Annotated in this window: 9 protein-coding genes and 1 tRNA gene; all 10 read left to right on the forward strand. The window is 59.1% G+C overall.

The window, feature by feature from the left end; translation table 11 throughout:
• Positions 1-353: 353 nt before the first annotated feature.
• The 10 genes from ABF648_RS10915 to ABF648_RS10960 all read left to right on the forward strand — a co-directional run bounded on the left by ABF648_RS10915 (position 354) and on the right by ABF648_RS10960 (position 12,286).
• On the forward strand, positions 354-1,013 hold the full coding sequence (locus ABF648_RS10915) for an FtsB family cell division protein (RefSeq protein ID WP_415632293.1): 660 nt from the start codon (positions 354-356) through the stop codon (positions 1,011-1,013).
• Between the two features lie 294 nt (positions 1,014-1,307).
• The gene (locus ABF648_RS10920) at positions 1,308-1,823 is read left to right on the forward strand and encodes a DUF501 domain-containing protein (RefSeq protein ID WP_415632294.1); all 516 of its coding nucleotides are present in this window, start codon (positions 1,308-1,310) and stop codon (positions 1,821-1,823) included.
• Positions 1,820-2,779, forward strand: a complete 960-nt coding sequence (locus ABF648_RS10925; RefSeq protein WP_415632295.1) for an exopolyphosphatase — start codon at positions 1,820-1,822, stop codon at positions 2,777-2,779. Before ABF648_RS10920 ends, ABF648_RS10925 begins: the two co-directional genes overlap by 4 nt.
• A gap of 30 nt (positions 2,780-2,809) precedes the next feature.
• Positions 2,810-2,885 (forward strand) — tRNA-Leu (locus ABF648_RS10930).
• A 180-nt stretch (positions 2,886-3,065) separates the two neighbouring features.
• Positions 3,066-4,475, forward strand: coding sequence for a glutamate decarboxylase (locus ABF648_RS10935; RefSeq protein ID WP_415632296.1), 1,410 nt, complete (start codon positions 3,066-3,068; stop codon positions 4,473-4,475).
• Positions 4,476-4,550: 75 nt separating this feature from the next.
• Positions 4,551-5,255: a hypothetical protein gene (locus ABF648_RS10940; RefSeq protein ID WP_415632297.1), complete on the forward strand. Its 705-nt coding sequence runs from the start codon at positions 4,551-4,553 to the stop codon at positions 5,253-5,255.
• Positions 5,256-5,444: 189 nt separating this feature from the next.
• Positions 5,445-6,005, forward strand: a complete 561-nt coding sequence (locus ABF648_RS10945; protein ID WP_415632298.1) for an HdeD family acid-resistance protein — start codon at positions 5,445-5,447, stop codon at positions 6,003-6,005.
• Positions 6,006-6,151: 146 nt separating this feature from the next.
• Positions 6,152-7,273: a linear amide C-N hydrolase gene (locus tag ABF648_RS10950; protein ID WP_415632299.1), complete on the forward strand. Its 1,122-nt coding sequence runs from the start codon at positions 6,152-6,154 to the stop codon at positions 7,271-7,273.
• Between the two features lie 163 nt (positions 7,274-7,436).
• Complete coding sequence (locus tag ABF648_RS10955; RefSeq protein ID WP_415632300.1) at positions 7,437-10,109, forward strand: YhgE/Pip family protein; 2,673 nt, start codon at positions 7,437-7,439, stop codon at positions 10,107-10,109.
• A complete protein-coding gene (locus ABF648_RS10960; RefSeq protein WP_415632301.1) occupies positions 10,106-12,286 on the forward strand; it encodes a YhgE/Pip family protein in 2,181 nt (726 codons plus the stop codon). Before ABF648_RS10955 ends, ABF648_RS10960 begins: the two co-directional genes overlap by 4 nt.
• Positions 12,287-12,414: the final 128 nt, after the last annotated feature.

The following is a 12,414-nucleotide window of genomic DNA, read 5'->3' on the forward strand; positions in this document are numbered from 1 at the left end:
CAACGGCCCCCAAGCGGGCGTCCCGCCTGCCCCCCCGGGGGCCCCCGGGCCCCGCGCCGGGGCGCGGGGGGGGGGGCCCCCCGGGGGGGGGCCCCCCCCCCAGCGCTGTCCTGCCTCGAGTCATGCGCCGGCGGGATCGAGAAGTTCCAGGAGGACCCGCGCTGGAGGGCCACATCCTCTTCTTCGGACCACCTGCACGGCGGCAACGGCGTCAGCCATCAGAGCGGTGGACCGGCCTCGGCGGTCTGCCCTGCGCTGCCGTCGTCGATGCTGCGCCGTCCTCAATGGCGCTCCGTCCCCGACGCGCAGCGTCGCCGGCCGGCGGACCCGGCCCGGTGAGCAACAATGGACCCATGGCTTCCCCAAGACCTGGCAGACGTCCGCGCGCGCACAGTTCGGCAGGGGACACCCCGAGCAGACGCACCCATGCCAGGGCTGAGCACCGGGCGGGCCGTTCGCACACCCAGCTCGAAACGGCCGTCGGCGAAGGTCCCAACCAGGAAGACACTCCGCTCGAGGTGAGCGACCCTGTGGTCCGTTCCGGGATACGGGTCTCACGGCGCTTCATCGCGATCCTGGTGGTCGTCGCGATCCTGGTCATTTCGCTGATCTCCAGTCTGCGCGTCTATCTGAACCAGCGTGCCCAGATGTCCCAGGCGCATGCGCAGATCGTCCAGAGCAACCAGCAGATCGCCGACCTGGAGCAGGAGAAGAAGGATTGGAGCGACCCCGACTATGTCAGGGCGCAGGCGAGAACCCGGCTCGGCTGGGTGATGCCGGGGGAGAGCGGCTACCGGGTGGTCGGCGCCGATGGGCAGCCCTTTGGCGGGGGCGCCAGCATCGCTCACACCGACGAGGGCCTCACGCAGAATCAGAGTTGGTGGCAACGCCTGTGGGGGTCGGCGCGCACCGCCGATCAGCCAGCGCCCAGTGCCACGGCGGAGGCGCCGGACAAGGTGATTGCCGTCTCGCCGAGCCCGACGAGTGCTTCTTCACCCAGCCCGACGGGGTGAAATATGAGGTGAATTTTGCGAAAATCATCGGACTTTTCCATGGTGCTCGGCTCGGTCAAACGGGAGATGAATTCCGTGAGCAACATCACGCTTTTCCCACTCGGCCCGGCAGGATGAAATGCGAGGTGAATTACTTGATGCCTATCGAGCGAGATGTAAGGGAATTCTTGGGGACACTCGCGGCTCAAGCAATGATCGTTCAGGACCCTTCGGGACACCACATCGTGCGCTCCACGCCCCGGCCACTTGAATCCACCGGCAGAATGCTCATCTGCTGCGTGGAAGAATGAAGGGGTGCGTGAGTTGGAGCCCGTGAGTGCAAGTGACGAGGCTGTCATCGAGGAACAGATCGGCCGCACTCCGCGGTCACTCGCGGGGGTCGCATGGCGTTGCCCGTGTGGTCGGCCCGGGGTGATCGCCACCAAGCCACGGCTGCCCGACGGAAGCCCCTTTCCCACCTTCTACTACCTGAGTTGCCCGTCGGCAGTCGCCGAATGCTCTCGGCTGGAGGCATCGGGACTGATGGCCGGGATGACCGCTGAGCTGGCTCATGATGCCGGCCTGGCTCGCGGCCAGCAGAGGGCTCACGAGGCCTATCTCGCCGACCGGGAGCAGTACGGGGTGGTTCCTGAACTGGCGGGCGTCACTGCGGGAGGAATGCCCGCCCGGGTCAAGTGCCTGCACGCGATGCTGGCCCATGCACTTGCCGCGGGGCCGGGGGTGAATCCGATCGGCGACAAGGTGGCGCACCTGGTCGGCAGCTTCTGGAAGCATCCCTGCACGATGACGAGTGAGAGGCAGGCCGAATGAGGGTCGCGGCGATTGATTGTGGCACCAATACACTGAGGCTGTTCGTGGCCGGGCTGGATGCCGACGGGTCCTTGCGTGAGTACGACCGGCGGCTCACCTTCGTAGGTCTCGGCCAGGGGGTGGACGCCACCGGCGCCTTCGCTCCCGATGCGGTGCAGCGGGCATTCACCGCATGCGAGCAGTACTCGGAGATCATCGCCGATCTGGACTGCCAGAAGGCGCGCTTCGTCGCCACCTCGGCAACTCGCGATGCCTCCAATCGTGAAGAACTGTTCGACGGAGTGAGATCTCGCCTGGGTATAGAGCCCGAAGTCATCAGCGGTTTGGAGGAGTCCCGGCTGAGTTTTCGCGGTGCGCTGTCGGGCATTCGATGCCCCCGTAACCCTGTGCTGGTGATGGATTCGGGCGGTGGTTCCACCGAGCTCGTCCGAGGTACGGGAGAGTGCGATGGCAGTGCTGCCCGCATCGAGTGCGGAATGAGCCTCAACATCGGCTCGCGGAGGCTGCGTGAGCGCATCCTGCATGGTGACCCTCCCACCGCCGAGGAGATCGCCGAGGCGCGTGCGCTGGTTGCCGAGCAGCTCGACAATTGCGGCATCGAGCTGTCCGACATCGGCACCTTCATCGGGGTTGCCGGAACCGTCACCTCGATGGCTGCGCTCAGCCTCGGCCTGTTCCGTTACGACCGGTCCAGGGTGCACGGTGCGGCCATCGGCAGGGACAAGCTGCGCGAGGTGGCTGATCGTCTGCTGAGCGCCACCGTTGCCGATGTGACCAGTTGGGGGCCGGTGCAGCCACAGCGCGCCGAGGTGTTGTGCGCGGGAGCGCTGATCGTCGCCGAGGTCGTCGCCCGGGTGGGTACCGACGCCATGGTGGCCAGCGAATCCGACATCCTCGACGGCATCGCGCTGGGCATGCTCAAGGACGGCGACGGCAAAGATCTTCCTCAGCAGTGATGCTCCCGCCGCGGCATGAGCCGTGGCCCGGCCCCCGTAGCCCAATGGCAGAGGCAGGCGGCTTAAACCCGCTCCAGTGCGAGTTCGAATCTCGTCGGGGGTACCAGCATCCGGAATACCAAAGACTGAGCCGCCGACCTTACCTGTTTCCGCGTGTGGGTTGCAGCAATTGGCAGTGCCCAGGACATGAGGCCTGTGTGACATTGCGAGAGCGCAATACGACACGGTGCATATTGCACGCTACATTGATCCTGACATTAATTTTCCTGACATCCGAGGAGAGAATGTGAGCGATCAAACCAGCCGGTCTCGTCACTCGACGAACATCGACCCGAACGTCGGCCTGAATCCGATCTTCGTCCAAGCCGGTGAGGCCACGGAGCTGCCGAAGTTCAAGCTCCCGGAGTCGATGAGCGCACCTGCGACCGCCTACCAGATCGTGCATGACGAGGCCATCCTTGACGGCAATTCACGGTTGAATCTCGCCACCTTCGTCGGCACCTGGATGGACGACTATGCGAGGAAGCTCTACCTCGAGTCCGCCGACAAGAACATGATCGACAAGGACGAGTATCCGGCTACAGCGGCCATCGAGGACCGCTGCTGGCGCATCCTCGCCGATCTGTGGCACGTGCCCGATGTCAACGACACCATCGGAACCTCGACGATCGGTTCCTCAGAAGCCTGCATGCTGGGTGGCCTCGCACTCAAACGGCTCTGGCAGGAGAAGCGCAAGGCCGAGGGCAAGCCCTACGACAAGCCGAATCTCATCATGTCCGCTGCCGTCCAGGTGGTCTGGGAGAAGTTCTGCAACTACTGGGATGTGGAAGCGCGCTACGTCCCGGTGACTCCCGACCATCTCACACTGGATGGATACAACCTCGAGAACTACGTCGACGAGAACACCATCGGCGTCGTCTCGATCCTGGGCCAGACCTTCACCGGGCTGTACGACGATGCCGTGGCGATCTCGAAGAAGCTCGATGAGATCCAGGCCAAGACCGGGCTCGACGTGAAGATTCACATCGACGGTGCTTCGGGTGCCATGGTCGCCCCGTTCTGCCAGCCCGACCTGGTGTGGGATTTCAAGCTGGACCGCGTGAACTCGATCTCTACGTCGGGTCACAAGTACGGTCTCGTGTATCCCGGTGTCGGCTGGGTCGTGTGGCGTTCCACCAAGGTGATGCCCGAATCCTTGGTCTTCCACGTCAGCTACCTCGGCGGTGACATGCCGACCCTGGCCCTGAACTTCTCGCGCCCGGGTGCCCAAGTGCTGTTGCAGTACTACCAGTTCATCCGCCTCGGCTTCGAGGGCTATCGCGAGGTGCAGCAGAACTCGATCGATGTCGCCACTTTTCTGTCGAGCGAGATCGAGAAGCTCGGGCCGTTCGAACTGATCTCCAAGGGCGACACGATCCCGGTCTTCGCCTGGGTGCTGAAGGATGGCTACACCGACAAGTGGAGCCTGTACGATCTCGCCGACAGGCTGCGCATGAAGGGCTGGCTGGTGCCCGCCTATCCGATGGCCGACAACATGTCGGATGTCGTGCTCCAGCGCATCGTGGTGAAGCTCGGAATGAGCCATGATCTTGCCGTCGCCCTGCTGGCCGACATCAAGGCTGAGGTCGAAAAACTCGATTCCCTGGAGTCGCCGCTGCCTGACGAGTTCGCGACCAAGTCCCAGTTCCACCACTGATTCTGGTAGGAGGGAGCCGGTGATTCGGCTCCCTCCTCCTCGCTGTTCCATCAACACGATCGAGCTGGAATCTTCATGACCTCTGTTGTCGACACCATTACGAAACCGATTCGGGGATTTGTTCCCACAGTCACGAAACAGTGCTGGGGCTTCATGATCGGTTCCGCCTTCTTTGCGCTGGGATCGGCGCCAGCTTTTTCCACCTGGCTGGGTTCTGGTGGAGCGAATCTGCTCTTCTTCGTAGGAGCCATATTTTTCACCGTGGCCGGCTTCATTCAGCTGTTTCTCAGCGGAGCGATGACTGTCGACGTTGATTTTGCACCTGGTCGGATGGTGCGTGCTGAATGGCTCACTGCAGCGGCGCAGTCTTTCGGCACCATCATGTTCAATATGTCCACGACGGCCGCTCTGCATGCCAGGACACTGCGCGCAGAAGAGAAGCTCGTGTGGAATCCGGACGCCAGTGGTTCGGTCGCCTTCCTGATCAGCGGTTTTTTTGCCTTCGTTGCACATGCTCACGTTGCGAAAGCCGTCGATCCCACGAAGGTGGCGTGGTGGTCTCTCGTGCTGAACTTCGTCGGTTGTGTCGCCTTCGCGTTTTCCGCGGTCGGTGCCTATATCAAGCCGAATGGCGACGTGTACGACAACACCCTCGCCAATTGGGGCACCTTCATCGGAGCGCTCTGCTTCCTCTTCGCTTCCCTCATCGTGCTTCCTTGGTGGAGCCGCAACAAGTCGGGTCAGGACATCCAATCAGGCACGCAGAACAAAGCCAAATGATGGTGATGAACTGACACGCGTCGTGAAATTCCTCGCGATGCGACGTATGGCTGGCAGACATGACCGGTCCACAAATGAATACCAGTAGTCGGCATCCGATGGCTGACCAGTGGCAGAGTAACGTAACTCATGAGTTGTGGTGTCTTCTACTTCATCTCGTCACGAATAACAAACGAACAAAGGAATTAAATGAGCGAAACAATAGAGAAGAAACCCATCACCAATGGCATCCGCACGGCCCTCGGTATCGGCGGTCTGGTGGCACTGATCACCGGTATCCTCATCCTGGTTTGGCCCGGAAAGGTAGCGATGGTGGTGACCGCGATCATCGCCATCTATGTGATCATTGCCGGAATTGTCTATGCGGCCATGGGTATCTTCAATTCCGCCAAGGGTGGCTGGAGCCGATTCGGGTACATCATTCTCGGCGCCCTCTTCATCATTGCTGGCATCGTGGCTTTCACCCAGCTGGGTGAGACTGCGCTGTGGCTGGGTACTTTCCTGGCCATCATGGTTGGAATCCTGTGGATCATCGACGGCATCGTGTCGTTCTCCACGCTCGGCGATGCTGGCTCCAAGGTGACGACAATTCTCTTCGCCGTGCTGTCGATCATTGCTGGCATCGTGTTGTTCCTGTCCCCGATGTGGGGCGCCGTCGTGCTGTGGTGGCTGCTCGGTATCTCCTTGGTCGTGCTCGGCATCATGAACATCGTCCGGGCATTCTCCTTCGGCCGGGCGAAGACCGCCTGAGAACCGGCTCGTCCAAGGCCTGGATCTGTGCTGCTGCTCGTTCCGGCGGATGCGCAGTTGCGGGCTCTCTCACGGGCTCGATCCGGTGTCATGCCGTGGTTCGCGCCAGCTCATCGTGAGGGGCAACAATTCCGAAAGGTTTCAGTATGTGCACTTCTTTGCAGTACACAGATCTCAATGGGTCGCCCTATTACGGTCGCACTCTCGAACTCGAAGTCGACGAGCCGTGGATTCTCGTCTATGTCCCGCCCAAGACTCCTTTCGAAAGCAAGGGGCCCGACACCAAGCCGGTCAGCTATGTCGGCAAGTACGGCTTCATCGCGGTGACGGCTCCCAATCGGATGCCCACCGAGGAGGAGCCGTTGACGGCCAATGACCTCAAGGTCATCGAGGGGATGAATACCGAGGGCGTGACCTTCAGTCTTCTCGCCTATGCCTCCACAGGTGTTGAACATGAGACCGCGCAGAGGACGATGGCGGCCCTGGAAGCCTGGGACGCCGGTTCCTGGGTGCTCAGCCAGGCGGCTTCGGTGGGAGAGGTCAAGACCGAACTCGCAGAACATCCCGATTCTGTGCATCTTCCGCGTGTCAAGCTGATCGGCGATGCGGTGTTCCCCTTCCATCTGGTCATCCATGACAAGACAGGGGCTTCAATCGTCGTGGAATGGCATCGCGGCGAACTCCATGTCTACGACAACCCGGTCGGTGTCATGACCAATGGGCCGGAATTTCCCTGGCACATGACCAACCTCGGGAATTACACCCATCTGACGAACATCGACCACTCGGCAGCGACCTTCAATGGCGTTGCAGTGCGTCAGCCGGATTCGGGAATTGCCACCGCTGGTTTGCCGAGTTCCGACACTGCCGTGGACCGTTTCGTCCGCGCGGTGTTCTACACGAACTTCGTGGAGAAGGTGAAGGACCCCGACAAGGCCTTGCTGAACCTGTCACGGATCATGAACAAGTTCGATCGTGCCCGCGGGGTGTCCGTCATTCCGGGGAAGCCCGGCGGTGGTAAGGGTACATACCAGGGCATCGAGAGCGGTGACTCGGACATCCAAACCGAGTACACGGTGTGGACAGACATGGCCGATCTCGAGCGCAAACTCTTCTACTTCCGCTCCTATGACCAGTTCAACTGGTCTTCGTTCGACCTGGACGTCATCTCGAAGAGCGCGGACGGCGTTCGCGTCGTGATGACTCACAAGCTCAGCCCCAATGGTGGAGACGCCACTCAGGAACTGCTGGCCGGAGTCATGCACTGACGGACGCACAGTAACCCGGCAACAACGCCCAGGGGCGACTGGTTAGAATCGCCCTGGGTGTTGTTGGCCGGGCGGTGATCGCTGCACATTCTGATGAGGCCACTGTTATCGGCCTTCTAGGCTCTACGCCACGGATGATTCTTTTCCATGAAGAGGTCGATTGATGCGCAATGTTCTGAGGGTGTTCACCAGGGACGCCCGACGATTACTGAGAGTGCCCATGGCATTGGTCATTCTTGGTGGCCTGATTATTTTGCCTTGTTTTTATGCCTGGTTCAATATTGTGGGATTTTGGAATCCCTATGGGAATACTAGGGCCATCAGGGTCGACGTGGTGAATCTGGATCAGGGTGCCAGTAATGCCCAGACCGGTGAGATAAATGTCGGCGACCAGATCATTGAACAGCTCAAGTCGAACCATGACATCGGATGGCAATTCGTCGGCAAGAACGAGGCGATGACCAATGTGAAGTCAGGCGCCAGCTATGCCGCCATCGTCATTCCGGCTGAGTTCAGCAGCGACATGCTCACCATCATGTCGGACCATTTCGTACAGCCGAAGCTCGACTACTACGAGAACGAAAAAGCCAATGCAATTGCGCCCAAGATCACCAGCGCAGCGGCTGGCATCGTCACGACGCAGGTGAATAACACATTCGTCTCGCAGGTGTCCGAGGCCGTGGCGCAGCAGCTCCAGAAATCTGGTGGCGAGGCAGGCCAGCGGCTGACCGATTCCCAGAGTCACACATTGCTCGCCCTGGACCAGGGCGTCGCAGACATCAACCAGGCGCGCGAGGGCCTCAAGAGCACAAGTACGGCCATCGGCCAGGGTCAAACCGCGCTCGGCGATGCCAAGACTGCTCTGAATCAGTCGAACACCACCATCAATCAGGTGCAGAGCGCCGTCGGGCAGACGCAATCGCTTGTCAGCGATGTCCAGAAGGAACTGGCGAATTTCACAGACACTGCATCGAATGCCTATGTCTCGGGTGCAGCGCAATTGTCTGATATTTCCTCGCAGATCAATGGTGTCACGGGACAAGTTTCTTCCGGCGCACAACAGATCAATGCCCAAGTCGGTAGTGCCATCAATGCTGTTCAGTCCATCGTCACTGCGACTGGCAGCACGATCACTGGAATCCAGCAGTATCTCAATCAACTCGATCCACAGGCCCAAGGTTTCCAGCAAGTACATGATCAGCTGACCGCTACTGTCAACCAGCTTCAGGCCCGGCAGCAGTCGGATCAGCAATTGCTCGCCACATTGAAGGGTCTCAACACCACGACGTCTGGCAACATCTCCGACATCCAGAAGGCCTCCGATGGCATCAATGCAGCGATACAGCAGAGTTCGAATTCTGCTGGCTCGGTTCGGGATGCTCTGACGCGCAACCTTCCGCAGATCAATCAGGCCATGTCGGCCATGTCTGCCAGCGCGGGGGCATTCTCCTCATCACTCACTGCACAGCAGCAGGTCATCGGCCAATCGGTCAATCTGCTCGATGGGCTCGACGGCCAGCTCACCAATACTGTCTCGGCACTCAATTCGCTGGACCAGAATCTGGCATCGGCGCAGCAGAGCCTGCAGAGCGTGCGCGCAGATGTCACGGCACTGAACAGCGCCGCAATCTGGAACAAGGTCAACGCTCTCACCTCGCTCCAACCACAGCAGATAGCACAATTCATGGTTTCACCGGTTCAGGTCAACGAGAAGACCTTGTTCCCGGTGCCCAACTACGGTTCTTCGATGGCTCCGCTGTTCACGAATCTGGCACTGTGGATCGGCGCTTTCGTCTTCGTCGTGCTGATCCGCCAAGAGGTCGACACGGAGGGGATCGAGGGTCTCACAGTGCGCCAGGCCTATCTGGGGCGATGGATGCTGATGGCGGTGCTCGATGTGATGGGCTCGATACTGGTCACCGTCGGAAACATCGTGATCGGTGTCCACCTGGTCCATCCGGGATTGTTCGTGTTCACCGGCGTGTACATCGGTTTCGTATATTTGGCAATAATATATGCGCTTTCGGTGTGTTTCGGCTATGTGGGCAAGGGCATTGTCGTGATCCTTGTCATTATGCAGATTCCGGGCGCTTCAGGTATTTATCCGATCCAGATGATGCCAAAATTCTTTCAGGTGCTGTATCCGTTCTTCCCATTTGCGCACGGCATTGCCGCGATGCGCGAATTGGTGGGCGGTTTCTATGACCACTATTATCTGGAGGCACTGGGCATACTCGCTGTCTTTGCGGTGTGTGCCATCATTGTCGGAATTTTTCTCCGATCCAGACTCGGTAGCTTCAGCAGACTTTTCAATCGCAACTTGGATGCCAGTGAACTATTCGTTTCCGAGGATGTGCAAATTCTTGGTTCTCGGCGCCGGATCAATCAACTCGTCCGTGCGATCACAGATCGGCAGAAGTTCAGGGAAGAGACCGCGCGTCAGGCCCAGTGGTTCCACGACAAGCACAGGTGGATGATCAGGATCATCGTTCTGGCCGGCCTCGCAGTGACCGTCGGGCTATTTATTCTTTCGTGGGTCAATCCCAACTTGAAGGCCACAGTTCTCGGTCTGTGGGGCTTGTTGCTGCTCCTCATGTTCGCTTCTCTCGTGTTCGTGGAATATGCCCAACAGAACCTTGCCTATGCTGCGGAAGTCGGCGGTATGGCGAGCCCAGACCTCGAGACCGCATTGCGGCGTGAGATCAGGGCAACCCAGTCCTCAGCCGTCCTCGACGAAATCGCTGAGAAGAAACAGGCAAGTACTCTCGAGTTCCCGCCGGATAAGACCCCGGATCAGGGAAAGGGCAACGCCACTGAGCAAGGACAGACCAAATGAAAAAGATATTCCGGCTGTTCAAGCATGATTGCCAGCGAGGGACTCGTAATATCATATCGATGATCCTGCTGGTCGGGGTCATCCTTATTCCCTCGTTCTTCGCCTGGTTCAATATCATTGCCTCGCTCGACCCTTTCGACAATGTCAAGAACATGCCAGTGGCGGTGGCGAGTGAGGACGAGGGCTTCAAAAGTAGCCTGGTTCCGATCACTGTGAATATTGGTGATCAAACGATCTCCACCTTGCGGGCCAACAAGGACATCGACTGGGTGTTCGTGCGTCCTGAAGACGCCATTGAGGGTGCTAAGTCAGGGAAGTATTACGCCGCCATTGTGATGCCCAAGGATTTCAGTGAGCGGATGATGACTTTCCTGTCGCCCGGTGCGACACCGGTGTCGATCGACTACTACTCCAATGAAAAAACGAATGCTATTTCGCCTGAGATCACTGGAACAGCGGCCACTGAGATCTCTGATCAAATCAACCAGACTTTCGCTACGACATTGAACAATGTGGGCCTGACGCTGATCAAATCGCTCTCTGACAATCTCACCGACCCCAGTACCCGGGAGGGGCTGGCCAGGATGTCAGCGAATGTCAATGCGTTGTCGAACCAGCTGCATGCCAATGCCAGCACGGCGAGAATGTTCGGGTCCTTGCTCTCCTCGAGCGAGCCATTGGTGAACAGCTCATCGGCCCTCATCAATTCTTCGCGCGACGCCATTCAGAACACCTCAGGCTCCATAAGTAGCGGTGCGAATGCCGCCCAGGCGTTGCAGTCCACCCTGCAGGCCGCAGTGGGTTCGCTGGGAGCTGCATTCTCCTCGAGCGTGGGTTCGTACCAGGACATGGGCAAGCAAGTGGACAACTTGTATGCCACCCTGGACAATCAGTCGCAGGCCACGGTGGATGCGTTGAATCAGCTTTCCGGAACAGTGGGTGGTCAGGTCACTGCCTATCAGCAGATGCATGACCAGCTTCAAGCTCAGGCGAACGCGATCACTGATCCCGCTCTCCGGCAGCCGTTCGATCAGGTTCTCACGCAACTGAACGGTGCCATTGATCAGCAGAAAGCACTCCAGAGCAGTTTTCAGCAGGCATCCAGCTCTGTCGGCAAGACGAGTGCCGACAGCCAGGCCGCGCATGCGAAGATCAATGCTCTCGTGGCCGGTGCGCAGAATGCCATTCAGGGCGTGAATGATTCATATACCGGAAACCTGAAGCCGAAACTGGAGCAGCTCGCATCCACGATGTCGTCCATTCAGGGCAGTGTGCAATCGGTCGGGAATGACCTGTCCAACGTGGCCTCGGCTCTGGTGAATGGCAACAGTTCCGTGAATGCTGCGTTGTCACAGGGCTCGAATGCGATGGGGACCGTTGCGTCGACTCTCGACGGCACGGCGGGAAATTTCGATCAACTCGGGCAGGCCCTGGACAAGGCATCGCAGACCGGGGATCTGACAGATGTCATCAATATCATCGGTTCGAACCCTTCGATTTTGGCTGGTGAATTGGCAGCGCCCGTGCAGCTGAACACCATTCCGGTGTTCAAGGTGAGTAGCTTCGGTGAACAGATGACCCCGTTCTATTCGGTCTTGGGTCTGTGGGTCGGCGCAATCCTGCTGTCGGTGCTGATTCGGGTCGACAAGATCAATGAGCCGGAACCGTTGAATCATGCTCAGCAGTATCTCGGCCGATTCGGTATCTTCATCGTCCTCGCGTTGTGCCAGAGCACACTGAGTTACCTCGGGATCATGGGATTTGTCGGAATCAAGCCTGTGCACCCCTTCTTGCTGATGCTGGCTGGCTGGATTATGTCGCTGGTATTCGTGACGATTACCTACACAATGGTGGTGTCACTTGGCGAGGCAGGAAAAGCCGTCTCGGTGTTCCTGCTGGTTGTTCAGATTTCAGCCGGTGGCGGGGCTTATCCGTTGGCGGTTCTGCCGCAGTGGTTCCAGAACATCAGTCCATGGCTTCCGGTGACACACGCCACCAATGCAGTGCGTGCTGCGCTTGCCGGAATCTACAACGGTGACTATTGGCATCAGCTCATCTTGTTGGCACTGTTCTTCGTGCCGACATTCATCCTCGGACTGCTGTTGCGCCTGCCACTGGTGAAAGTCAACGAGAAAACGATGGATAAGCTGGAATCGACCAAACTGTTCTTGCTGTAGGAACTGTGTTGCATTGGATCATGTGGATTTCTGGGCGCGCATGCTAATCTGACGGTAGCTGTCCTGAAATTTACTGGCTCTTCGCGATCCGGGGTGTAGCGGGGGGTTGAGTCTGGCTGGCGTGTCGG

This window comes from Propionibacterium sp., assembly GCF_047719395.1.
Lineage (GTDB): Bacteria > Actinomycetota > Actinomycetes > Propionibacteriales > Propionibacteriaceae > Propionibacterium.

Coding starts and splice junctions, on each gene's coding strand:
- ABF648_RS10945 (WP_415632298.1), top strand. CDS start 5,445: ATGAGCGAAACAATAGAGAAGAAACCCATCACCAATGGCATCCGCACG.
- ABF648_RS10955 (WP_415632300.1), top strand. CDS start 7,437: ATGCGCAATGTTCTGAGGGTGTTCACCAGGGACGCCCGACGATTACTG.
- ABF648_RS10925 (WP_415632295.1), top strand. CDS start 1,820: ATGAGGGTCGCGGCGATTGATTGTGGCACCAATACACTGAGGCTGTTC.
- ABF648_RS10950 (WP_415632299.1), top strand. CDS start 6,152: ATGTGCACTTCTTTGCAGTACACAGATCTCAATGGGTCGCCCTATTAC.
- ABF648_RS10940 (WP_415632297.1), top strand. CDS start 4,551: ATGACCTCTGTTGTCGACACCATTACGAAACCGATTCGGGGATTTGTT.
- ABF648_RS10960 (WP_415632301.1), top strand. CDS start 10,106: ATGAAAAAGATATTCCGGCTGTTCAAGCATGATTGCCAGCGAGGGACT.
- ABF648_RS10915 (WP_415632293.1), top strand. CDS start 354: ATGGCTTCCCCAAGACCTGGCAGACGTCCGCGCGCGCACAGTTCGGCA.